Raw genomic sequence first — 23,611 nt, 5'->3', positions numbered from 1 at the left:
ACCGGCCGGACCTGGCGCGGCCCGCGCGGCGCGGCGGGCTCGCCCACGCGCGGCGCGTCGAGCTGCCCGCCGAGGTGTGCGCCGCCGTCGCCGGGGTGGCCCGGCAGGCCCGCGCCACGCCGTTCCAGGTGCTCCTGGGCTGCTTCGCGGCCGTGCTCACCGGCGCGGACGAGCCGCCGGCGGCGGAGACCGTGGTCGGGGTCCCGGTCGCCGGTCGCCTGGACCCGGCCGACCACCGCCTGGTCGGGTTCCTGGTCAACGTGGTGCCGGTGCGGATCGCCTGCCCGCCCGCGACCACGCTGCGGGAGCTGGTCGAGCGGGTGCGGCGGACCGTCCTGGACGCGGCCGACCACGCCGACGCGCCGTTCGACCGCGTCGCCGCGGCCGCCGGCCTGCCGCCGACCCCGCGCCGGGCGCGGTTGGCCCAGTCCGTGTTCGACCTGCACGCGCCCGCCGAACCGCCCCGGTTCCCCGGCGCGCGCACCGCGTGGCACCCGGTGCCGCCGACCCGCACGAGGTACGAGGTGGAGCTGCACCTGGACTTCACCCGGTCCGGCGCGACCGGCCACCTGCTGACCTCCGCCGACCTGTTCACCGCCGACAGCGCGGAGTTCTTCCGCGACTCCTTCGAGGAGACCGCCCGCCGCTGGGCCGCGGACCCGGGCGCCGCGCTGCGAACCATCCGTGAGGTGCTGGCATGAACCCGACCGACATCGCCGCCGAGCTCACCGCGCTGTGGGAGCAGGCGCTGGGCGTGGACGGCATCGCCGAGGACGAGAACTTCGTGGACCTGGGCGGCGACTCGATCACCGCGACCAGGATCGCGGCCGGCATCCGGGACCGGCTGGGCCTGACCGTGGGCCTGCGGGTGATCTTCGACCACCCGACCGTGGGCGAGCTGGCCGAGGAGCTGGCAGCCGGGGAATTGGAGGCCGAGGAATTGGAGGCCGAGGAATTGGAGGCCGAGCCCGCCGAGCCCGCCTACGCCGGGCTGTGGGGCGGGGAGAGCGACGCCGAGTGGCTGCCGCTCGCCCTGCGCCGCACCGCCGGCGAGCGCCGCGACGACCTGGCGCTGGTCGGCGACGGACCGGCCCTGACCTACGCCGGGCTGTACGCGTGGGCGCACCGCACCGCCGAGCTGCTGCGGGAGCGCGGCGTGCGGCCGGGCGACCGGGTCGCGGTGGCCTACCCGCGCGGGACGCGGGCCGTGGTCGCGCTGCTGGGGGTGCTGCTGGCCGAGGCGACCTACGTGCCGCTGGACCCGGAGTACCCGGTCAGGCGGCTGGAGCACATGGTCACCGACTCGACGCCCGCGCTGCTGCTGACCGACCGGGACGTGGTGCGGCACCCGGTGACCGCGACCGTCCCGGACGCGCCGGAGCCGGACGCCGCCGGCTTCGACCCCGAGACCGACGTGCGGTGGCCGCGGGAGCAGGTGCCCGAGCGCGCCGTCTACCTGATCTACACCTCCGGCTCCACCGGCTGGCCCAAGGGCGTGGAGGTGTCCTACCACTGCATCGACGCCATGGCCCGCTGGCAGGCCGACCACTCGATCGCGCCCGACCTGCGCACCGCCCAGTTCGCGCCGCTGAACTTCGACGTCCAGTTCCAGGAGGTGCTGGGCACGCTGGTGGGCGGCGGCACGGTCGCGGTCGTGCCCGAGCGGCTGCGACGGGAGCCCGGCGAGCTGCTGGAGTGGCTGGCCGAGCACGGCGTCCAGCGGGTGTTCCTGCCGAACCTGGCGCTCCAGATGCTGACCATCGCGGCGACCGACGAGCCGCCGGCCCGGCTGCGGCTGGTCGAGGTGAACACCGCGGGGGAGCAGCTGGTGTGCACGCCCCGCATCCGGCGGTTCTTCGAGCGCCTGCCCGGCTGCCGGCTCAACAACCACTACGGCCAGAGCGAGTCGGCCATGGTCACCGCGCACGTCCTCACCGGCCCGCCCGCGGACTGGCCCGCGCTGCCCCCGATCGGGACGCCGCTGCCGGGCTGCGAGGCGCTGGTGCTGCCCGACGACCCGGCCGTGCCGACCGTGGGGGAACTGCTGGTCGCGGGCCGGCCGATGTCGGCGGGCTACCTGGGGCAGCCGGAGCTGACCGCGCGCCGCTACGTCGACGTCCCGCGCACCCCCCACGGCCACACCAGGGCGTTCCGCACCGGGGACAAGGTCGAACTGGTCGACGGCGTGCTGCGCTTCCTGACCCGCAACGACGACGAGGTCAAGCTGCGCGGCATCCGGGTGGACCCGCTGGAGGTGGACGCGCACCTGCTCGCCGAACCGGGCGTGGACGGGGCGGTGACCGTGGTGGTGGAGAGCGCCTCCGGGCACCGCACGCTGCGCTCCGCGGTCGTGCTCGCCGGCGGCGCGACCGGGCTGGACACCGACGCCGTCACCGCGCGGCTGCGCGAGGTGCTGCCCGAGGTGGCGGTGCCGGTCTCGATCACCGTGCTGGACGCGTTCCCGCGCACGCCCAGCGGCAAGGTCGACCGGGTGGCGCTGGCCGGCCTGCTGGCCGAGGCCGTGCGCGCCCGCCGGCACCGCGCGGCGGCGCGGTCGTGACCGCGCTCGGGGGCCGGGTGCTCCACCGGCCGGTCAGCGCCGCGCAGTCCGCGCTGTGGGCCGAGCAGGAGTACGACCCGGGCACCAGCAGCAGCGGCTACTTCGCGGTCGCGGTCACCGGCCCGCTCGACCCCGGCCGGTTGCACCGCGCGGCGCTGGCCGTGCTGCACCGGCACGAGCCGCTGCGCTCGGTGCTGCGCGTCGTCGACGGCGAGCTGCGCCAGGTGGTGCTGGACGCGGCGGACGCCCTGTCCTACGACGAGGTGGCCGTGCCGTGCGAGGCCGGCGCGGAGCGGGAGGCCGCCGCGGCGTTCATGGCGGCCGGCGAGAACCGCAGGCGCTGGGACCTGGCCGCCGAGGGACCGGTGCGGTTCCACGGGCTGGCGCACGCGCCGGACCGGCGGACCGTGGTGTTCTCGGTCCACCACGCGGGGTTCGACGGCCGCAGCAAGTTCGTGGTGGCGGCCGACTTCGCCCGCGCGCTCACCGACCCGGACGGGCTCGGCCCGCCGCTCGACGCGGCCCACCCGGCGGACGCGCCCGACGAGGTGTGCGCCGAGGCGGCCGCGTTCTGGACGCGGGTGCTGCCCGGCGTGACCGGCCCGCTGCTGGTGCAGGGCGGCCGCGAGCCCGGCCGGACCGGGGTGCGGTCGACCGCGACCACGCCGCTGGCCGAGCGGGACGTGGCGGCGCTGCGCGAGCTGGCCGCCGGCTCCTCGGTGTCGACCTTCACCGCGCTGCTGGCCGCGCTGGCCCGCCAGCTCGCCTGGTACGGCAACGACGCGGCGGTCCTGGCGATCGCCGCGGACGTCAGCGACGAGACCACCCGGGGCACCGCGGGCGTGCAGGTCAACGTCGTGCCGCTGGTGCTGCCCTGCGCCGCCGACCGGGCGCCGGGGGCCGCGCTGGCGGAGGCGGACGAGGCGCTGGCGCGGATGCGCCGGTTCCGCCGCGTGCCGTTCCGCCGCCTGCTGGCGGAGGTGCCGGACCGGGCCGCGCGCAGGCTGATGACCCAGTTCGGGCTGTCCTTCCCGCGCCCGCCCCGGGGCCTGCGGCTGGACGTGCCGGGTCTGGACCTGCGCTGGGACTTCTTCACCGCGAACACCTCGGCGACGTTCGACAAGACGCTCCAGGTGCGGGCGGACTGGCCGCGCGGCCTGGTGCGGCTGGACTACCGGCCGCAGACCATGGACGCGGCGGGCGCGGAGGCGTTCGCGGCCCACTTCCACGAGGCGGTGCGCTCGCTGGCCCGCTCGTCGGGCGCGCCGGTGGCGCGCGGCGTGCCCTCGGCGCCGGCGGAGGAGGGCCCGGCGGCCCCCTGGGTCGCCGGGCCCGCGCCCGAGCCGCTGGCCGCGCCGGTGCTGCGGCCCACGTCGGGCGGCGCGCTGGCCGTGGTCGGCCCCGACGGCGGGCCCGCCCACGTCGGCGTGCCCGGCGCGCTGGTCGTGTCCGACCCCGCCGACGGGTCCTGGGTGGACACCGGCGAGGAGGCCCGCGTGCGGCCGGACGGCGCGGTCGAGCACCTCGGACCCCGGGCGACGCGGTGGTTGCGGCACCACGGCTTCATCGACGCGCCGCTGGTGGCGCGCGTGCTGCGGGCGCACCCCGGGGTGCGCGACGCGCGGGTGGAGGTGCGCGACACCGGTCGCCGCGGGCCCGTCGCCGTGGCCGAGGTGGAGCCCGCCGACCCGGCCCGGCCACCCGGTGTCGGGGAGCTGCGCGCCCACCTGCGCGACCACCTGGACGGGTTCGACCTGCCCGGCCGCATCGCCCTCACGACCACGCCCTGACCAGGAGGAGGAACCATGGACCCACTCGCCGAGGCCGCACTGGCAGGCGCCGGACCCGAGGAGCTCGGCCGCATCCCGGTGCCCGAGGAGTACCCGGCGGTGCACCTGCGCGTCGAGGACGTGGACATGTTCGCCGGCCAGGACCAGGACGAGCGCGACGTGCGCAAGTCCCTGCGCCTGGGCCGGGTGCCGATGCCGGAGCTGGCGCCCGACGAGGTGCTCATCGCGGTGATGTCCAGCGCGATGAACTACAACACCGTGTGGTCGGCGATGTTCCTGCCCGTCCCCACGTTCGCGTTCCTGCGCCACTTCGGCAGGCAGGGCGGCTGGGCCGCGCGGCACGACCAGCCGCACCACGTGCTCGGCTCGGACGCGGCGGGCGTCGTGGTCCGGGTCGGCTCGGGCGTGCGGCGCTGGAAGGTCGGCGACCACGTCGTGGTGTCGGCGTCCTACGTGGACGACCAGGACCCGGCCACGCACAGCGACGGGATGCTGGACGCCGACCAGCGCGCGTGGGGCTTCGAGACGAACTTCGGCTCGCTGGCGCACTACGCGGTGGCCCGCGCGAACCAGCTGCTGCCCAAGCCCGCCCACCTGACCTGGGAGGAGGCCGCGTCGAACCTGCTGTGCGGCGGCACCGCCTACCGGATGCTGGTCAGCCACCGCGGCGCGCAGATCAAGCAGGGCGACGTCGTGCTGATCTGGGGCGCGACCGGCGGTCTGGGCGCGTACGCGGCGCAGCTGGTGCGCAACGGCGGCGGCATCGCGGTCGGCGTCGTCGGCGGCGAGTCCAAGGTGGAGGCCGCCCGCAGGCTCGGCTGCGAGGTCGTGATCAACCGGGAGGAGATCGGGCTCGGCGGCTCGACCGACCAGGCGGAGGCGGGCAAGCGGCTGGGCCGGGCCATCCGCGGCGCGGTGGGCGAGGACCCGCACGTGGTCTTCGAGCACGTCGGGCGGGCCACGTTCGGCATCTCGGTGTTCGTCGTGCGCCGCGGCGGCGTCGTGGTGACCTGCGGTTCGAGCACCGGCTACCGGCACGAGTACGACAACCGCTACCTGTGGATGAAGCTCAAGCGCGTCATCGGCAGCCACGGCGCGAACCTCCAGGAGATGGCCGAGTTCAACCGCCTGGTCGCGCTCGGCCGGGTGCAGTCGGCGCTCAACGAGGTGTTCCCGCTGGAGGAGAGCGCGGAGGCCGCCCGCCTGGTGCAGACCAACCGGCACGTCGGCAAGATCGCCGTGCTGGGGCTCGCGCCGCACGCCGGCCTGGGCGTGACGGACCCGGAGCTGCGGGCGCGGATCGGGGAGACCTCGGTCGCCCCGCTGCGGGCCGTCGCGACCGCGCGGGGCTGACCCGTGGTGCCCGTGCCGCCGCGCCTAACGGCGCAACCACATCCCCGCGCCGGAGTCGTGCGGGTTGATCTTCACGGTCGGCGCCGGGCGACCCGCCCAGTCGGCCGCGAGGATCTCCTTGAGGGCGGCGCGGCGGCGCTGGGCATCCATCCGGTCGATGAACAGCACCCCGTCGAGGTGGTCGGTCTCGTGCTGGAGGCAGCGCGCCAGGTAGCCGGAGCCGACGACCTGCACCGGGTCGCCGTGCGCGGTGTACCCCTTGGCGACGACGTTCAGCCGGCGCTTGGTGTCGAAGTACAGGCCGGGCATGGACAGGCAGCCCTCGGGGCCGTCCTGCTCCTCCTCGTCGGGGAAGCTCAGGGTCGGGTTGACCAGGTGGCCCTTGACCCCTTCGAGGTGGTAGACGAACACACGCCTGCTGATGCCCAGCTGCGGCGCGGCGAGCCCGGCGCCCCGCTGGTCGTCCAGCGTGTCGTGCAGGTCGCGGATGAGGCGGCGCAGTTCCTGGTCGAAGTCGGTGACCTGGGCGGCGGGCTGGGTCAGCACGGGGTCGCCGAACAGGCGCACGGGCAGCACGGTCATGGCGTCGAGGGTAGGGCTGTTGACGTTGAGTTTGCAAACTCCTACTGTTTGCAAAGTGGACGAGTCGAGGCGGGACGAGCACCCGGTGCGCGAGGCGCTGCTGGAGCTGTTGCGCACGCGCGCCGAGCTGACCTCGGCGCAGGCCGCGCGCGAACTGGGCGGCAACACCGGGCTCTACTCGTTCCACCTCCGCAAGCTGGCCGAGCAGGGCCTGGTCGAGGACGTCCCGGGGGTCACCGGGCGGGCCAGGCCGTGGCGGCTGGCGCGCGGTGCGGGACGGGGGCGCCGCAGGGCGCCCCGACCCCGACCGGCCGCCGAACGCCCGGCGCACCCCGACCTCGGCGGGCTCAACCGCGCGCTGGAGGACGAGAGCTACCAGCGCTGGCTGGACCGGCGCGGGGAGGTGCCCGCGCACTGGCGGCGGGACGAGGCGTTCAGCCAGGTCGTCTACCTCACCCCCGAGGAGATGGCCGCCCTGGGCGACGCGGTGCGGTCGTTGATCGCGCTGTTCCGCCACCGGGAGGACGACCCCTCGGCACGCCCGACCGGCGCGGAGCCGGTCGCGGTCGTGGCGCGGCTGTTCCCGATGCTCGACCCGGGGTCCGCCGACGACGCCGGCCCCCGGCACGACTGATCCACTCCCGGCGGCCTGCTCGGGTCCGACCGGGCGGGGCGCCCCCGTCCGTTCGACCCCCGCTACCCGATGAGGGAGTCCCAGTCATGTCTACCCCCGCGGCCCCGGTCGTGGGCACGCGCCGGCGCGTCGCCCTGTTCACGGTGTTCGCCACGTCCCTGATCGCGATGCTCGACCTGACCATCAGCGCGGTCGCCTTACCGGTGATCCGCACCGACCTGTCGGCGTCGCTCACCAGCCTCCAGTGGATGTTCGACGCCTACACCCTGGCGTTCGCCGGGTTGGTGCTGACCGGCGGCGCCGTCAGCGACCGCCTCGGGCACCGCACCGGCCTGCTCGCCAGCACCTCCCTCTTCATCGTCGGCTCCGCCGTGTGCGGCCTGGCGGACAGCGCGGGCGTGCTCATCGCCGGCCGCGCCCTCCAGGGCGTCGGCGCGGCCATGCTGGTGCCCGCCGCCATGGCGCTGATCTCGCTGCTCGCCGGCGGCGACGCCGCGCGCGCCAAGCTGCTGGGCATCTGGAGCGCGCTCAGCGGCGCGGCGATCGCCTTCGGCCCGGTGGCGGGCGGCTGGCTCGTCGCCACCTTCGACTGGCGCGTCCTGTTCCAGATCAACGTCCCCCTCGGCATCGCCGCGATCGTCCTGGTCGTGTTCACGGTGGACTCGATCGCGCCGGCCGAGGGTCGGCGGCTGGACCTGCCCGGCCTGCTGCTGGGCTCGCTGGGCGCGCTCGCGCTGGCCTACGGCATCATCGAGGGCGTCGTGGTCGGCTTCGGCTCGCCGGTCATCCTCGGCTCGTTCGCGGTCGCCGTGCTGGCGCTGGTCGCGTTCATCGCCGTGGAGCGGCGCAGCGAGCACGCGATGATGCCGCTGTCGCTGTTCTCCTCCAAGCCGTTCACCGCGTCCACGATCGTCGCGTTCGTGCTCGGCTTCGGCCTGTCCTCGTCGTTCTTCTTCCTGTCGCAGCTGCTCCAGCAGGCGTTCGGGTACAGCCCGTTCAAGGCCGGCATCGGGTTCCTGCCCGCCGCGGTCATGCTCGTGCTGGCCGCGCCCATCGCGGGCAAGCTCATGGCCAGGTACGGCGCGGCCCAGATCGTGTCCGTGGGCCTGGCCGTCGGCGGCGTCGGCCTGGCCGCGCTGTGGTTCACCGACGCGGACACCGGCTACGGCGGCATCTGGTGGGCCGTCGGGCTGATCGGCATCGGCTGGGGCCTGACCCTGCCGCCGGTCAACACCGTGGCGCTGGGCTCCGTGCCGCCGGAGCGGGCGGGCACCGCCTCCGGCACGGTCGAGACCGGCCTCCAGTTCGGCACCGTGGTGGGCATCGCCGCGATCGGCGCGGCCCAGGTCTCCACCTTCCTCGACGACCTGCGCGACCGGCTCGCCGCGCAGCCGCTGGGCGGGGAGCTGGGCCGCGTCACCGAGCAGCTCTCCGAGGGCCGCGTGCCCGGTGACGCCCCGGTCGCCGCGGACGTGCTCGCCGACGTCGCCCGCGCGGCCTCGGCGAGCGGCCTGAACGTCGCGTTCCTCGTCGCCGGCCTGGTGACGATCGCGGCGATCGCACCGACCCTGTGGGGGATGCCCCGCAAGGCGTTCGGGGACCCGGCCGCGGCCGGTGGGCAGACCGCCGAACCGGCGGTCGGGTCCGACGCACCGTCATCACGTTCAACCTGAATTTCCGAGCACTGGGGGGCAGATGGCAGCACAGCCGGTCGTCACCGCGTTCTGGCGGCAGGCGTCCGACCACTCGCGGCGGGTCGCGGTCCGGGAGGGCGGGGTCGAGGTCACCTACGGCGAGCTGGCGGCACGGGCGGGTCGGTTGGCCGGCCTGCTCCGCCGCCGCGGCACGGGACCCGACGACGTCGTCGCGGTCCGCCTGCCGCGCGGGGCGGACCAGGTCGCCGCGGTGCTGGGCGTCGCGCTCGCGGGCGCGGCCTACCTGCCGATGGACCCGGCGCACCCGCACGGCCGCGCGGCGGCCGTGCTGCGGCTCGCCGGGGCCGGGGTCCCCCTGGTGACCTCGCCCGAGGAGGCCGGGCGGTGGCGCGCGGACGGGGTCGAGGTGCTCGGCTCCGCCGCGGCCGCCGACGGGGCGTCGGACGGGGCGTCGGACGTGCCGTTCGAGGGGCCGGGGGAGTACCCGCCGGACCGGTTGGCGTACGTCATCTACACCTCCGGCTCCACCGGCGAGCCCAAGGGCGTGATGATCGACCACCACGCCCTCGCCGTGTTCGCCGGGTCCCAGGTCGACGCGCACGACCTGGCACCCGGCGACCGGGTCGCCATGGTCGCCTCACCGGGCTTCGACGCCGCGGTGTTCGACACCTGGCCCGCGCTGACCTCGGGCGCGACGATCACGGTCGCGGACACCGCGACCGTGCTCACCCCGGAGCTGCTGCGGGACTGGTTGGTGGCCGAACGGGTCAAGGCGCTGTTCCTGACGGTGGCCATCGGCACGCCGCTGCTGGGCATGTCGTGGCCGGCGGACGGGGCGCTGCGCACCCTCATGGTGGGCGGCGAGCGCCTGACCGCCAGGCCGGCGCCCGGCCAACCGTTCCGGGTGGTCAACATCTACGGGCCGACCGAGGCCACGGTGTTCACCACCGGCGGCCTGGTCACCCCCGACGGCGACGGCCTGCCGCCGATCGGCGGGCCCGTGGCGGAGGCCGAGCTGCACGTCCTGGACGCGGGGCTGCGCCCGGTGCCCCCGGGCGAGGTCGGCGAGCTGCACATCGGCGGCCCCGGCGTGGCCCGCGGGTACTTCCGCCGGCCGGACCTCACCGCCGAGCGGTTCACCACCGACGACGCCGGCGGGCGGCGGTACCGCACCGGCGACCTGGTGCGGCTGCGGCCCGACGGCGAGTACGACTTCATCGGCCGCACCGACGACCAGGTCAAGATCCGCGGCAACCGGATCGAGCCCGACGAGCTGCGCGCGGTCGTCGAGGAGCACCCGGACGTCGTGGCCGCCCACGTCTCGGTGCGCCACCGCGAGACCCCCGACGCCCACCTGGTCGCCTACGTGGTGACCGGGTCGGGCGGTGCGGCGCCCACCGACCTGGGGGAGCACCTGGCGGAGCGGCTGCCCGCGTTCATGCTGCCCCGGCACGTGGTGGCGCTGCCCGCGCTGCCGCTGTCGGCCAACGGCAAGGTCGACCGCGCGGCGCTGCCCGAACCGGCCGCGCCGGGGTCCGCGGCGGGTGCGACGGGGCTGGACGAGGTGGAGGCCGCGGTGGTCGGCGTGTGGCGGCAGGTCCTGTCCCTGGAGGCGATCGGCCGCGACGACAGCTTCTTCGACCTCGGCGGCCACTCGCTGCTGCTGGCCGACGTGCACCGGAGGTTGACCGGTGAGCTGGGGTACGCGGTGGAGCTGGTCGAGCTGTTCGAGCACCACACCGTGCGCGGCCTGGCCGACCGGCTGCGCCGGGGTGGGGAGGGGGCCGAGGAGGCGCGGGCCGAGCCCGTCGAACTGGCCTCGGCGTCGTTCCGCAGCAGCGGCCGGGACCGGTTGCGCAGGCTGCGGGCGCAGAGGCGGGGGACCACGAACGCGGAAGGGGCACAGCGGTGAGCGCCGCACACGACCAGGCCGGCCACGACGCCGGGTTCGACGGTTCCGGGCTTGACGGTTCCGGGCTTGACGGTTCCGGGCTTGACGGGCCCGACTCCGACGGGCCCGGGTTCGACGACACCGGCTACCAGATCGCCGTCATCGGCATGGCGGGCCGCTTCCCCGGCGCGCCGGACGTCGACGCGCTGTGGCGCAACGTCCTCGCCGGCGTCGACTCGGTCACCCGCACCGTGGACGAGGAGGGCCGGACCGGCGGGTACGGCGTGCTGGAGGGCGCGGCGGGCTTCGACGCCGGCTTCTTCGGCCTCACCCCGCGCGAAGCCCTGATCACCGACCCGCAGCACCGCGTGTTCCTGGAGTGCGCGCACCACGCGCTGGAGGACGCGGGCTACGACCCGGCCGCGTACGGCGGCGCGATCGGCCTGTTCGCCGGCGGCGGCACCACCGGTTACCTGGCCGCCCTCCAGGCGGCCCGCGCCGAGCTGCCGATGGTCGACGCCTGGCAGCTGCGCATGGCGACCGCGCCCGACTTCCTCACCACCCGCGTGGCGCACAAGCTGGGCCTGCGCGGTCCGGTGTGCACGGTGCAGAGCGCCTGCTCGACCTCGCTGGTGGCCATCCACGTGGCCGCGCAGGCGCTGCTGGCGGGTGACTGCGACATCGCCCTGGCCGGCGGCGCGACCGTGCACGTGCCGCCTCCCGCCGGGACCTACGTGGAGGGCGGCATCCTCGCCGCGGACGGGCACACCCGGGCGTTCGACGCCGACGCCACCGGCACCGTCGGCGGGAGTGCCGCGGCGCTGGTGGTGCTCAAGCCGCTGGCCGACGCGCTGGCCGACGGCGACCGCGTGCACGCCGTGCTGCGCGGCACCGGCGTGGCCAACGACGGCGGCGACAAGATCGGCTTCACCGCGCCGGGCGTCGCGGGCCAGGTCCGGGCGATCCGGGCCGCGCTCGACTCGGCCGAGGTCGACGCCGGCTCGGTGGGCTACGTCGAGGCGCACGGCACCGGCACCCCGCTCGGCGACCCGATCGAGGTGCTGGCGCTGACCAGGGCGTTCCGCGCCGACACCGACCGCACCGGGTTCTGCGCGCTGGGTTCGCTCAAGACCAACATCGGGCACACCGACGCGGCGGCGGGCGTGGCGGGCTTCATCAAGGCGGTGCTGGCGGTGCGGGACGGCGTGCTGCCGCCGAGCCTGCACTTCACCACGCCCAACCCGCAGATCGACTTCGCCTCGTCGCCGTTCGAGGTGCGGACCGAGGCGGGGCCGTGGCCGGCGGGCGGTCCGCGCCGGGCCGGGGTCAACGCCCTGGGCATCGGCGGCACGAACGCGCACGCGGTGGTCGAGCAGCCACCCGAGGTCGCCGCGCCGCCCGCGCCGGAGCGGCCGGGTCACCTCGTGGTGCTGTCCGCGCGCACACCGGCCGCGCTCGACGAACTGGCCCGCCGCACGGCGGACCGGCTCGACGCGGCAGCTCCGGCCGGCGCTGCCCTGGCCAACGCTGCCCTGGCCGGTGCTGCCCCGGCCACCACGGGCCCCGCCGACACCGGGCTGGCCGACACCGGGCTGGCCGACACCGGGCTGGCCGACACCGGGCTGGCCGACATCGGGTTGGCCGACATCGGGTTGGCCGACCTCGCGTGGACCTCCCAGCTGGGCCGCCGGGCGTGGCCGCACCGCCGGTTCGTCGTCGCGGAGTCCGCCGCCGAGGCGGCCCGGGTGCTGCGCTCCGGCGAGCACGACCGCGTGGTGCCGTCCACCGCCAAGGCGGAGGACAAGCCGGTCGTGTTCACCTTCCCCGGCCAGGGCGGGCAGCACGTCGGCATGGCCGCCCAGCTGCACCACCACGAGCCGGTGTTCCGGGCCGCCTTCGACGAGTGCGCCCGGCACAGCGGCCTGGACCTCGCCTCGGTCCTGCGGCCCGACCCGGCCGGGCGGGACGCGGCGGTCGCCTCGCTGGACACCATCCGCTTCGGCCAGCCCGCCGTCTTCGCCGTCGAGTACGCGCTGGCGAAGCTGTGGGAGAGCTGGGGCGTGCGGCCGGCGCGGGTGGTCGGGCACAGCCTGGGCGCGTTCGCCGCCGCCTGCGTGGCCGGGGTGATGGCGGTCGACGAGGCCGCCGCGCTGGTCGCGGAGCGCGGGCGGCTGCTCCAGGGCCTGCCCGAGGGGCGCATGGCGGCCGTCCGGCTGCCCGAGGAGCGGGTGCGCGAGCTGCTGCCCCCCGGGCTGGACCTGGGCGCGGTCAACGGCCCCGACCAGTGCACCGCGACCGGGCCCGCCGAGCTGGTCGAGCGGTTCGCCGAGCGGTTGCGGGAGCGGGGGTTCGACGCGCGCGTGCTGCGCATCGCGACCGCCGGCCACTCGTCGCTGGTGGACCCGATCACCGACCGGTTCCGCGAGCTCGTGGCGGGCATCCGGCTGTCCCCGCCGACCACGCCGGTCGTGTCCGACTCGACCGGCCGGGTGCTGACCGACGCCGAGGCGTGCGACCCGGACTACTGGACCGCGCACCTGCGCCGGCCGGTCCGGTTCGGCGACGCGCTGGAGGTCCTGCTGGCCGACCGGGACTCGGTGCTGCTGGAGGTCGGTCCGGGCACCACGCTCACCGCCCTGGCCCGCCGGCACCCCGCCTGGTCGGCGCGGCACGTGGCGGTGAACTCCCTGCCGCACGCGGCCGAGGGCACGCCCGACCGGATCAGCGTGCTGACCGCCGCTGGGCGGCTGTGGTCGGCGGGCGTCCCGGTGGACTTCGCGCGCCTGCACGACGCGCCCCGTCGCCGTGCCGCGCTGCCGCTGTACCCGTTCGAGCACACGGCGTTCCTGGTCGAGCCGGCGCGGGCGCGTGACGACGAGCCCGCCGCGCGCGTGCGGATCGAGCGGGGGGAGGCGACCGCGAACGGCGCGACCGCGAACGGCGCGACCGCGACCCCGGCCGGCGCCACGACCAGTGCGACCGCGGCCACGGCCGACGCCACCACGGCCGGCACCACCCCCGCAGCCACGCCCGCGACCGGCGCCGACGAGGACCCGGTGCGGTCCGCCGTGGTGACCGCGTTCCGCGACCTGCTCGGCCTCCCCGAGGTCGACCCGCACGACGGCTTCTTCGACCTGGGCGGCGACTCGCTGCTGGCCACCCAGCTGGCGAAGTGGCTGCGCGAGCGGTTCGAGGTCCCCGTGTCGGCCAAGGAGATCTTCACCGCGCCCACCCCGACCCAGCTCACCGCGCTGCTGCGCGGCCGGACGACCGCGGCCCGCGCCGCGGGAGGGAACTCATGACTCCGAAGTGGACGGCCCGCCGCCTGCCCCGCCCCGACGCGGCCCTGCGGCTCTACGCCTTCCCGCACAGCGGCGGCTCACCGGGCGAGTTCGTCCGGTGGGCCGACGAGCTGCCCGACGTCGAGGTGCTGGGCGTCCAGCTGCCCGGCCACGGCTCGCGCTTCGCCGAGGAACCGCTGACCTCCATGGCGGAGCTGGTGGCCGCGGTGGTCGAGCACGTGGACTTCCGGCCGCCGTTCGCGTTCTTCGGGCACAGCCTGGGCGCGCTGGTCGCGCACGAGGTGGCGCTGGAGCTGCGCGAGCGGGGGAGGCCGCTGCCCGAACTGCTGGTGGTGTCGGCGATCCCCGCGCCGCACCACGGCCCGCGTCGCGAGGCGGTGCACCACCTGCCGGAGGAGGAGCTGATCTCGTTCATCGACGGGTCCTACGGCGGCGGGATGGCGCAGGTGGCGGGCGATCGGGACCTGCTGGCCATGGTGCTGCCCGCCTACCGGGCGGACTTCGAGGTCTACGAGACCTACCGCTACGCGCCCCGGCCGCCGCTGGACGTGCCGCTGCGCGTGTTCGGCGGGCGGGACGACGACATCGCCGAGGACCGCCTCGCCGACTGGGCGCGGCACACCACCGCGGGGTGCGAGCTGACCGTGCTGCCGGGCGGCCACTTCTACCTGCGGGACGCGCCCGGCCGCGAGGAGGTGTTGTCGTTCCTGCGGACGAGCGCGTCCCGGGCCGCTACGCGGTGACGCGCCTGCGGTCCTCGGAGAAGGTCGCGCGCACCCAGTCCACGATGGCGTCGACGGGCGTGCCCGGGGTGAACACCTCGGCCACGCCCGCCGCGCGCAGCACCGGGATGTCCTCCTCGGGGATGATCCCGCCGCCGAACACGACGACGTCCGAGGCGCCCTCCCGCGCGAGCAGCTCGACCACGCGCGGGAACAGGACGAGGTGGGCGCCCGACAGCACGGACAGCCCGATGCCGTCGGCGTCCTCCTGCACCGCCGTGCGCACGATCTGCTCGGCGGTGACGTGCAGGCCGGTGTAGACGACCTCGACACCGGCGTCGCGCAACGCCCGCGCCACCACCTTGGCACCCCGGTCGTGCCCGTCCAAACCGGGTTTGCCGATGACCACCCGTATCATGAAGACCCCCGTTCCCGTTGACGCGCAACGTTTTCAGGCTACCCGGACACCGGCCGCGAGAACACCGCGTCCTGCTCGCCAGAGGAGATCCGCACCATGGCCGATCGCCCGATCACCTCGTGGTCCGTCCGCGAGCTGGCCCACGCGGTGGCGTCGGCCGAGCTGTCGCCCGTGGAGCTGGCCGAGGCGTTCCTGGAGCGCGCCGAGCGGGCCGAGCCGGTCGTGCGCGCCTTCGCCCACCTGGACCCGGAACTCGTGCGGCGGCAGGCGGAGCGGGCCGCGGCCGAGGTGGTGGCGGGCCGGTGGCGCGGACCGCTGCACGGCGTGCCGATCGGGGTGAAGGACATCGTCGACACCGCCGACATGCCCACCAGGTACGGCTCCCCGGTGTGGCCGGACATCCACCCGGCGCGGGACGCGGCGGTGGTGCGGCGGCTGCGCGAGGCGGGCGCGGTGGTGTTCGGCAAGAACACCACCCAGGAGTTCGCGGTGGGCATCGCGTGCGCGCCGACCGCCAACCCGTGGGACCCGCGCCGGGTGGCCGGCGGTTCCAGCGGTGGGTCGGCGGCGGCCGTGGCGGCGCGCGAGTGCGCGGCCTCGGTGGGGTCGGACACCGGGGGCTCGATCCGCATCCCGGCCGCGTTCTGCGGCGTGGTCGGCCTGCGCCCGACCGGCGACCGGGTGCCGCACGACGGCGTGTGGCCCGCCTCGCCGACCCTGGACCGCGTGGGCCCGATCGCGCGGACGGTCGACGACACCGAGCTGCTGTTCCGCTGCCTCGCGGGCCTGCCGTCCACCTCGGACTTCCCCGTCCCGGGTCTGGCGGGCGTGCGGATCGGCGTGGTGACCGACTGGCTGGCCGAGTCGGACGACGACGTGCGGGACGTGGTGGCCGAGGCGATCGGCCTGCTCGAACGGGCCGGCGCCCGGCTGGTCGAGGTGACCGCGCCCGCGATGGACCTGGTCGGCCCGGCCTACCGGGGCGTGGCGCTGCACGAGGTGGCGGCGGCCCACCGCGCGGGCGCCGCCCGCGGCCTGCTGGACCACAACCCGGCCATCCTCGGCGCGGTCGCGGTGGGCGGCGGCGTGGACGAGCGGGCGCTCTCGGCGGCCCGGAACGCGGTGGCGCGGATCGGCCGCGCCTGGGACGCGCTGTTCACCGGGCACGGGCTGCGGCTGCTCCTGTCGCCGACCGTGCCGTTCACCGCGTGCACGCCGGTCGACCTGCCGGTGCTGGAGATGCGGGCGGGCAGCCTGACCATCCCGCTGAGCCTGTCCGGCCTGCCGGTGGTGAGCCAGCCGGTGGGGTTCGCGAACGGGTTGCCGGTGGGGGTGCAGTGGATCGGTCCGCGCGGGGCGGACCTGGAGCTCCTCGCGGCGGCCCGCGCGTACGAAGGGCTGACCGACTGGCACACCGCGGAACCGCCGGTGGGCTGACGGCCGACGGCGCCGTGGCGCGGCGACCGCACCGCCGCCGCGCCACGGCGCTCGTCCAGCTCGTCCCGCTCGCCCGTCCGGGAGGGGACTCCCGGTCAGCTCACCGTGATGTTGGAGTTGCCGCTGCTCTGGTACCCCTCGGTGGCCATGATCATGTAGTAGCTGAAGTTGCCCAGGCGCATCCCGGCGCGCGACCACGCGTCGAAGTGGTTGCCGGTGGTGATGGTCCCGCCGACCTTCTTCTGCTGCCGGGTGCTCCAGAACTGGGGGAAGGTCTTGGTGCCCTCGACGGACGGGGCGTTGTACCGCATCGTCTGGTACATGTCGTACGTGCCGCCGTCGCTGGTGACCGTGCCCTTGTGCGTGCCCGTGGGCCGGTAGTTGCCCCAGCTCTCCACGATGTAGTACTCGACGAGCGGGTTCGACGTCCAGCCGTAGAGGCACAGGTAGCCGTTGCCGGACGGGTTGAAGCTGCCCGAGTAGCGCACGGTCCGGCGGCTGCCGTTGCTCCAGCCCTTGCCGGCCACGAAGTTCCCGGTGTTGCGCCACGTGGTGTTGTACTGACCGCCGGAACCCATGGTCATGGAGACCGTTCCGTTGGCGTCGGTCCAGAACGAGTAGTAGTAACCGTTGTGGTTCCCGGTCTGGTTGTTCGTGACGGTCTGGGCCTGGGCGGTGCCCGGCAGCACCAGCCCGGTCGTGGTGAGTGCCAGGGCGCCGGCACCACCCACGAACAATCTGCGGCTGATCTGCGGGATGGGTGCGTCGTCCATGTGCATGCTTCCTCCTCGTTGAGGCCGGCGGCGGACCGGGCAGCGTGATAGACCTCGGGAACCGACCGGTGGTCACCCGACCCGCGTCGACGCGGTGATCCAGGTCTATCGATGCGCACAGCATCGAACCGACTCCGCTGCGTTGTCAACGGTTTCCGAAAGTTTGCGAAACACCGCCCCCACAAGGATTTTCGGAGGAAATACCGGACTCGATTCCTCCCCGTTGTCGGGTGAAATCACGCTCTACCCCGACGCGCGGAAAAGGCGGGGAAGGGCGTTCCCCGCCTTTTCCGCCCGACCTCCGCCGGACCTCAGGCCAGCTCGACCTCCACCGGCACGGCGTTGCGCAGCGTGTGGCCGACCGGCGACGTGGCGACCACCCGGCGGTGCAGCTCCTCCAGCTCCGCCCGCGGCGCGGGGGAGTCCAGGCGGACCCGGGCGGTGATCGAGCCGAACCCGGCGTGGCCCTCGGCGAGCCCGAGGAACACCCTCAGGTCGACGTCGCCCCTGAGGTCGACGGTGAGCCGGTCGACGGCGATGCCGGCGGCGGTGGCGTTGGCCGCGTACCCCACCGCGAGGCAGTTGCCCAGGGCGCTCAGCAGTTGCTCGACCGGGTTGGCCGCGGTGTCGCCGCCGCCGAGGGCGGCGGGCTCGTCGGAGTGCGTGGGGGCGAACCCGCGCACGCGCGCCTCGGACCGGAACCCGCCCGTCCACGTCACGTGCGCGGCCCAGGTGGTGGCGGCCTTGGCGTCGTCCTGGCGGATCGCCTCGACGAGGCGGCCGACCGCCTCGATGTCGACGTCGTTGAGGGTGTGGCTGACTTCCGCGGTCATCGGCTCGCTCCCGGTGGTAGTGGCTCCCGGCAGCAGGATCCCGCCGGTGGGGCGCGCGGGGAACCCCGACCGCACCGTGGGAAGCGGTGACCCACCGGGTGGTCCTGTGCTATGCCGCCGCACGCCGGTACTTTGGTCGGGTGGCGACCGTGCGCGCGTTGGCGTCCTACCCGATCAAGGGCTGTGCCCGGGTCGTCGTGGACCGGGTCGAGCTCACCCCGACCGGACCGCCCCACGACCGGCTGTTCGCGGTGGTCGGGCCGGAGGGGCAGACGGTCTGGCAGGGCGAGGCGCCGCTCCTGGCCGTGGTCCGGGGCCGGGTGCTGGAGGAGGGCGCGAAGCTGGAGCTGAGCGCGCCCGGCGCCGACGACCTGGTGCTGGACGTGGCGGTGGACGGGCAGGTCCGCCCGGTCGACGTGGAGAAGTGGCCGGGGACCGGGGTCGACCAGGGCGACGAGGCGGCGGAGTGGCTGTCCGGGGTGATCGGCCGACCGGCGCGCCTGGTGCGCGAGCCGGCTCGGGCGAGCCGGGCCCGCGACGGGGTCGACCCGACCGCGCTGCTGGTCGTCTCACTGTCCTCGTTGGACGGTTTGAACGCGCGGATCGCGGCGAAGGGCGCGGAGCCGGTGCCCCTGGAGCGGTTCCGGCCCAACATCGTGATCGACGGCTGGCCCGAGCCGCACACCGAGGACCGGGTGGGCCGGATGACGGTCGGCGGCGCCGAGATCGGCTTCGGCGAGCTGGCCATCCGCTGCGCGGTCACCCTCGTGGACCAGTCGGCCGGGGTGCGCGTGGGCCCCGAGCCGTTGCGCACGCTGGCCGACTACCGCCGCGAACCCGACGGCGTCAGCTTCGGCCTGAAGGCGACCGTGCTGACCCCCGGTGAGGTCGCGGTCGGCGACGAGGTCACCGTCACCGAGTGGCGGTGACCGACCCGCCGGGGTGTTCCCCGCGCCCCGCCGGCCCCGGCACGCCGGACTCCGCGAAGATCCCGTCGAGCACCCGCGCGAACGCGCCGGGCCGGACCAGCGGGCCCAGGTGGTCCATTCCCGGCACTTCCCGCGACCGGCCCGCCGGCAGCTCCGCGTGGGCCGCCGCGAGCGACTCCCCGGTCACCACGACCGATCCGGCGCCGCGCAGGAACACCGTCGGGCACCGCACCAGCGGCAGCGCTTCCCGCCACGGGCAGGAGATCGCCGTGCGGAACAACCGGGCCTCCACCTCCGGGGCGCAGCGCAACCGCACCCCGCCGCCCGGGTCGGGGGCCAGGCCGGAGTCCAGGTAGTCGTCGAGGACCTCCGGCGCGAGCAGGGACAGGGGCGGCCGTGAGGAGTAGCGGGCGTGCGCCTCGGCGCGCGAGGGGAACACCGCGCGCCGCCGGGCGGCGGCCTCGGCGAAGGCGGGGTCGTCGTGGGTCGCCAGGATCGGCTCGAAGCAGACCAGCAGGTCGAACGTGCCGGGCGCGCGGGCCTCCGCCAGCAGCAGGGCCGTCCCGCCCAGCGAGTGGCCCACGCCGATCAGCGGACCGGGACCGAGCGCGCCGGCCGCGCCCAGCACGTCGTCGGCGAACACGCCCCAGTCGGCGTCCGCGGGCAGGGGCGGCGCCTCGCCGTGGCCGCGCAGGTCCGGGGCCGCCACGCGCAGCGGCGTCGCCAGCCGCGTCGCGCAGGACCGCCACACCAGGCCGGTGAAACCCGCCGCGTGGCAGAACAACGCCGTCCGGACGGGGGCCGCCCCCGCGTCCCGGTCGAGCAGGAGGCGGGGGTTATACCGGGGACCGGTGGTGCCGGCGACGTCCTCCACGGTGTCCCTTCGGAAGTCCGATTCGGGTGCTGGCGCACGCGGTGAACCGCCCTTACGCTCAGCGCCGGAACGATCCAGCCCACCCTCCCGGGAGGGCTGCGGTCACCGGTTTTCCGCACGGCCACCGCCGAACCCCGGCGCTGTCGGTCCCACCATAGTGGAACGGGCGGCGGGAGAGGCGGAAGGCGCCGCCCCGCACGACCCCGGTGGCGTGGCGCTCCGACCGGTCGGACCGATCCCGACGCCGCGGCGGAGGTGGCGCGCGGGCACCCGCCCAGACCCCGTGCTCGAACGGCACGGCGACGTGCCGCGTCAGGTCGATCCCCCGTCGGTGGAGGGCGCAGCGTGAACCCGTTCCCGGTACCCGGTCTGGTCTCGGTCGTCATGTTGGTCAGGAACCGCCTGGAGTACACCCGCCGGGCGCTGGCGTCACTCGCCCGCGCGCCCGGTGACGTCGAGGTCGTCGTGGTGGACAACGGGTCGGACGACGGCACCGCCGAGCACCTGGCCGGGCTGGACCTCGGCCACCCGCTGGTGGTGCTGCGCCACGAGGACGACCGCGGCGGCAGCGAGCGCCGCAACGTCGGCGCGGCGGCGGCGCGCGGCGAGTTCCTCCTCTTCCTCGACAACGACGTGGTCCTGGACGACCCGGGGGTGGTCGAGGTGCTCGCCGCCGAACTCGCCGCCGACCCCGGGCTGGCCGCGGTGTCACCCCTGCTGCTCTACCCGGGCGAGGGGGAGCTGGTGCAGTGCGCGGGGGGTGGTTCGACCGCGGACGGGCGCATCGGTTCGATCGGGCGCGGCCGGCCGCTGGGCGAGGAGCACCGCGCGCACCGCGAGCAGACCTGGGCGCCCACCGCCGCGCTGATGGTCCGGCACGCCTCCTTCCGGCGGGTCGGCGGTTTCGACGAGGCGTTCGACCCGGTCTCGCTGTGCGAGGACGTCGACCTGTGCTGCCGCCTGCGCGCCGACGGCGAGCGCATCCGGTACGTCGGGTCGGTCGCGGTGCGGCACTTCGAGGGCACCACGTTCAACCACGTCGGCCACGACAAACTGCCGATCTGGAAGCGGCACATGCGCGTGATCCGCGGTCGCTGGGCCGACCTGTTCGCCGCCGGACCCGCGCACCCGCCCGAGGACCTGGAGTGGGCGCCGGTCGAGAAGGACTACACCGACCTGGACCGGCCGCGCGTGTCGGTGCTCGCCGACCCGGCCGCCGCGTCGGCCGACCTCAGCTTCTTCGCCAGCGACCGGGTCCTGGCCACCGCCGGTCCCGCGGACGTGCGGGTCGTGCTCGTCGGCGCGGGCGCGGGTGTGGTGCCCGCGGTGCCCGGCGTGCGGGTGGTCGGCGTGGCGGATGTCGACCTGGGGGCCCGGCTGTCGGCCGCCCGCGCGCACGGCGCGCCCTGGGCGCTGGGCGACGGGACCCGGCTGGTGGAGACGGTGCCGGCGGAGGGCGTGGTGGTGCTCGCGCCCGATCCCGACGCGGTGCTGACCGCGCTGCGCCGGGGACTGCCCGTGTTGCTGGACAAGCACGCCGTGGCCGACCTCCCGCTGCTGGTCGAGGCCGCGCGGCGGGCGCCCGGCCGGTGCGCGGTCGACCTGCCCCTGGCGCACCACCCAGAGCTGACCGCGCTGGGCAAGGCGATCACCGAGGGGCGGGCCGGGGTGCCGACCTCCTTCGCGGTGCGCCTCGACCGGCCGGAGGTCGCGGGTCGCGACGTCGTCGCCGAACTCGGGCCGGACGTGGTGGACGCGGTCGAGCGGGTGCTCGGCGCGCCGGTGACCGGGGTGCGCGAGGTGGTGGCGACCCGTGGCCGGGCCCGCGCCGCGGTGGTGTCCGGTGGGGTCACGGGGACGGTCGAGGTGGGGTGGGGTGAGCCGCTGTGCCGCGTTTCGGTCACGGGCACGGCCGGCGCGCCGGCCGCCGAGCTCGCCGCGCCGCCGGTGAGCGGGGCGTACGTGGACTTCCTCGGCGCGTTACGTGGCGGACCCGCGCCGCTGACGGACCTGGACGCGGTCGACGGGGTGTTCGGCGTGGTGCAGGAGTGGCGGGCGAAGGCCGCCGCGCTGCCGGCGGGCGGGGAACCGGGGCGGTGACCCCGCCGCGCGTGCGCGGGACCTTCCGCCACGCCGAGGACCGCATTCCCGTGCTCGCGGACCCACCCCGCGTGCGCGGGACCTTCCCCCGCCCGGGTCCCCGGGCGGGTCGGAGCAGGAGGGCAGTGGGATGAACCTGGTCGAGGCGTTGCGCGCCGGAGCCGCCGCCGGCGGGTGGCTGGACCGCCCGGCCTACGAGGTCGACGGCACCCTGCTGACCCACGCCGCCGTGTACGACGGGGCCGCGCGCGTGGCGGGCGGCCTGATCGAGGCGGGCGTTCGACCCGGTGACCGGGTCGCGCTCGTGCTCGACGACGGGACGGACTTCGTCCTGTCCTTCCTGGGCGCCGCGCACGCGGGCGCGGTGGCGGTCCCGGTCAACCCCCGGCTGCACCCCGACGAGCTGCGCCAGGTGGTGGGCTCGGCCCGGCCCGCGCTGGTCGTGTGCCGATCGGAGGACGTGCCGCGCCTGACCGGGTTCCGCACGACCGGGTTCGCCGACCTGGCCGGGGCGCGGCCGGTGCCGGTCGTGCCGCGCGCCCTCGACGACGAGGTGTACGCGACGTTCACCTCCGGGACCACCGGCGTGCCCCGGATGTGCCCGCACCTGCACGGCGACCCGCCGATCGGCTTCCGCTCGTTCGGCTCGGCGGGGCTGGGCCTGGGTCCGGGGGACGTGGTCCACTCGGTGTCGAAGCTGTACTTCTCCTTCGGGCTGGGGAACTCCCTGCTCTACCCGCTCACGGCCGGGTGCCGCGTGGTGCTCAACCCGGACCCGCCGCTGGTCGACGACGTGCTGGCGATCGTGGACAAGTACCACGTCACCGCCCTGTTCGCGGTGCCGACGTTCTACGCCCGGCTCATCGCCCACCCGGGCGGCGAGCGGCTGGCGGGCCTGCGCATCGCCTCCACCGGAGGCGAGGTCCTGTCGACCTCGCTGGAGGAGCGGCTGATGGGGGTGCTGGGCGACCGGCTGCTCAACAACATCGGCGCCACCGAGGTCGGTCAGGCGTTCGCCGCCAACACCCCGACCGCGCGGCGGGTGGGCACGGTGGGCCGCGCGCTGCCGCCGTGCGAGGTGCGCGTGGTGGACGAGCGGGGCGATCCGGTCGAACCGGACGTGGTGGGCCGGCTCCAGGTGCGCGGGCCGACCGTGACGCTGGGGACCGGGGACGACGGCGCGCCGGTGCGCACCCGGGACTGGTACGCCACCGGCGACCTGGCCTCGCTCGACGCCGACGGCTTCCTGCGCGTCACCGGCCGGCTGGACGACATCGAGAACGTCGGCGGCATCAAGGTCCACCCGCTGGAGGTGGAGCACCTCCTGGTCGGGCACCCGCTGGTGCGGGAGGCGGCGGTGTGCGCCGTCGCCGACCGGGACGGGGCGACCCGGTTGCGCGCCTACGTGGTGCGTGCCGACCTGGCGCGTGCCGACGGGCCGGCGGACGACGCGCTGGCGGAGGAGCTGATCGCCTCGGTGCGCCGGGACCTGACGGCCTACAAGGTGCCGCGCGAGGTGGTGTTCGTGCCGGCGCTGCCGCGCACCGGCTCGGGCAAGCTGCGCCGGCACGTGGTGCGGGAGTGGCGCGCCGAGATCGGCTGACGTGGGGCCGCGCTCGGTGCCTGCCCGGGTCTCGGCGCGGGCGGGGCCCGCGTCCGGGTTTTGATCCGGCCCGGCCTTGATCCGGCCCGGCCTTGATCCGGCCCGGCCTTGATCCGGCCCGGCCTTGATCCGGCCCGGCCTTGATCCGGCCCGGC

The 23,611-nt window shown here is 75.8% G+C and carries 18 protein-coding genes; 13 read left to right on the top strand and 5 right to left on the bottom strand.

What is annotated here, in order from left to right; all coding sequences use genetic code 11:
- The 4 genes from ACFP3R_RS35385 to ccrA all read left to right on the top strand — a co-directional run.
- On the top strand, positions 1 to 701 hold a 701-nt coding region (locus ACFP3R_RS35385; RefSeq protein ID WP_380642971.1), incomplete at its 5' end, for a condensation domain-containing protein.
- Positions 698 to 2,560, top strand: coding sequence for an AMP-binding protein (locus ACFP3R_RS35380; protein WP_380642969.1), 1,863 nt, complete (start codon positions 698 to 700; stop codon positions 2,558 to 2,560). The genes ACFP3R_RS35385 and ACFP3R_RS35380, both read left to right, overlap by 4 nt.
- Entirely contained in the window at positions 2,557 to 4,350 is a 1,794-nt protein-coding gene (locus ACFP3R_RS35375; RefSeq protein ID WP_380642967.1) for a condensation domain-containing protein, read from the top strand. The genes ACFP3R_RS35380 and ACFP3R_RS35375 overlap by 4 nt, the downstream gene beginning before the upstream one ends.
- Before the next feature lie 15 nt (positions 4,351 to 4,365).
- Complete coding sequence (gene ccrA / locus ACFP3R_RS35370) at positions 4,366 to 5,703, top strand: crotonyl-CoA carboxylase/reductase (protein ID WP_380642965.1); 1,338 nt, start codon at positions 4,366 to 4,368, stop codon at positions 5,701 to 5,703.
- 24 nt (positions 5,704 to 5,727) lie between these two features.
- On the opposite strand, the gene def is transcribed toward ccrA, so the two are convergent.
- The gene (def, locus tag ACFP3R_RS35365) at positions 5,728 to 6,285 is read right to left on the bottom strand and encodes a peptide deformylase (RefSeq protein ID WP_380642963.1); all 558 of its coding nucleotides are present in this window, start codon (positions 6,283 to 6,285) and stop codon (positions 5,728 to 5,730) included.
- Between the two features lie 55 nt (positions 6,286 to 6,340).
- Between def and ACFP3R_RS35360 the strand changes: the two genes are divergently transcribed.
- From ACFP3R_RS35360 to ACFP3R_RS35340, 5 genes are all read left to right on the top strand, one after another.
- Positions 6,341 to 6,919 (top strand): helix-turn-helix domain-containing protein, encoded by a 579-nt coding sequence (locus ACFP3R_RS35360; RefSeq protein ID WP_380642961.1) that lies wholly within the window; start codon positions 6,341 to 6,343, stop codon positions 6,917 to 6,919.
- An 86-nt stretch (positions 6,920 to 7,005) separates the two neighbouring features.
- Positions 7,006 to 8,592 carry an MFS transporter gene (locus ACFP3R_RS35355; protein ID WP_380642959.1) on the top strand — a complete coding sequence of 529 codons (1,587 nt, stop codon included), beginning with the start codon at positions 7,006 to 7,008 and terminating at the stop codon, positions 8,590 to 8,592.
- Between the two features lie 22 nt (positions 8,593 to 8,614).
- A complete protein-coding gene (locus tag ACFP3R_RS35350; protein ID WP_380642957.1) occupies positions 8,615 to 10,486 on the top strand; it encodes a non-ribosomal peptide synthetase in 1,872 nt (623 codons plus the stop codon).
- Positions 10,483 to 13,767, top strand: a complete 3,285-nt coding sequence (locus ACFP3R_RS35345; protein ID WP_380642955.1) for a type I polyketide synthase — start codon at positions 10,483 to 10,485, stop codon at positions 13,765 to 13,767. The genes ACFP3R_RS35350 and ACFP3R_RS35345 overlap by 4 nt, the downstream gene beginning before the upstream one ends.
- Positions 13,764 to 14,510 carry a thioesterase II family protein gene (locus ACFP3R_RS35340; protein WP_380642953.1) on the top strand — a complete coding sequence of 249 codons (747 nt, stop codon included), beginning with the start codon at positions 13,764 to 13,766 and terminating at the stop codon, positions 14,508 to 14,510. The genes ACFP3R_RS35345 and ACFP3R_RS35340 overlap by 4 nt, the downstream gene beginning before the upstream one ends.
- On the opposite strand, the gene ACFP3R_RS35335 is transcribed toward ACFP3R_RS35340, so the two are convergent.
- The gene (locus ACFP3R_RS35335) at positions 14,500 to 14,907 is read right to left on the bottom strand and encodes a cobalamin B12-binding domain-containing protein (RefSeq protein WP_380642951.1); all 408 of its coding nucleotides are present in this window, start codon (positions 14,905 to 14,907) and stop codon (positions 14,500 to 14,502) included. The genes ACFP3R_RS35340 and ACFP3R_RS35335 overlap by 11 nt on opposite strands.
- A 96-nt stretch (positions 14,908 to 15,003) precedes the next feature.
- On the opposite strand from ACFP3R_RS35335, the gene ACFP3R_RS35330 reads away from it, so the two are divergent.
- Positions 15,004 to 16,344 carry an amidase gene (locus ACFP3R_RS35330; RefSeq protein WP_380642949.1) on the top strand — a complete coding sequence of 447 codons (1,341 nt, stop codon included), beginning with the start codon at positions 15,004 to 15,006 and terminating at the stop codon, positions 16,342 to 16,344.
- 95 nt (positions 16,345 to 16,439) lie between these two features.
- Here ACFP3R_RS35330 and ACFP3R_RS35325 read toward each other — a convergent pair whose 3' ends face one another.
- Both ACFP3R_RS35325 and ACFP3R_RS35320 read right to left on the bottom strand, forming a co-directional pair.
- Positions 16,440 to 17,117, bottom strand: coding sequence for a glycoside hydrolase family 11 protein (locus ACFP3R_RS35325; RefSeq protein WP_380642947.1), 678 nt, complete (start codon positions 17,115 to 17,117; stop codon positions 16,440 to 16,442).
- Positions 17,118 to 17,428: 311 nt separating this feature from the next.
- Positions 17,429 to 17,950 (bottom strand): OsmC family protein, encoded by a 522-nt coding sequence (locus ACFP3R_RS35320; RefSeq protein WP_380642945.1) that lies wholly within the window; start codon positions 17,948 to 17,950, stop codon positions 17,429 to 17,431.
- A 140-nt stretch (positions 17,951 to 18,090) separates the two neighbouring features.
- Between ACFP3R_RS35320 and ACFP3R_RS35315 the strand changes: the two genes are divergently transcribed.
- A complete protein-coding gene (locus ACFP3R_RS35315; protein WP_380642943.1) occupies positions 18,091 to 18,879 on the top strand; it encodes an MOSC domain-containing protein in 789 nt (262 codons plus the stop codon).
- On the opposite strand, the gene ACFP3R_RS35310 is transcribed toward ACFP3R_RS35315, so the two are convergent.
- Positions 18,863 to 19,753: an alpha/beta fold hydrolase gene (locus ACFP3R_RS35310; protein ID WP_380642941.1), complete on the bottom strand. Its 891-nt coding sequence runs from the start codon at positions 19,751 to 19,753 to the stop codon at positions 18,863 to 18,865. The two genes, ACFP3R_RS35315 and ACFP3R_RS35310, sit on opposite strands and share 17 nt — an antisense overlap.
- A gap of 255 nt (positions 19,754 to 20,008) precedes the next feature.
- Between ACFP3R_RS35310 and ACFP3R_RS35305 the strand changes: the two genes are divergently transcribed.
- Positions 20,009 to 21,853, top strand: a complete 1,845-nt coding sequence (locus ACFP3R_RS35305; protein WP_380642939.1) for a glycosyltransferase — start codon at positions 20,009 to 20,011, stop codon at positions 21,851 to 21,853.
- Between the two features lie 130 nt (positions 21,854 to 21,983).
- Positions 21,984 to 23,456 (top strand): class I adenylate-forming enzyme family protein, encoded by a 1,473-nt coding sequence (locus ACFP3R_RS35300; protein WP_380642937.1) that lies wholly within the window; start codon positions 21,984 to 21,986, stop codon positions 23,454 to 23,456.
- Positions 23,457 to 23,611: the final 155 nt, after the last annotated feature.

It is taken from the genome of Saccharothrix lopnurensis, assembly GCF_042658445.1.
Taxonomy (GTDB): domain Bacteria; phylum Actinomycetota; class Actinomycetes; order Mycobacteriales; family Pseudonocardiaceae; genus Actinosynnema; species Actinosynnema lopnurensis.
The sequence above is the reverse complement of the archived record's forward strand: the minus strand, read 5'-3'. Positions and strand labels throughout refer to the sequence as shown.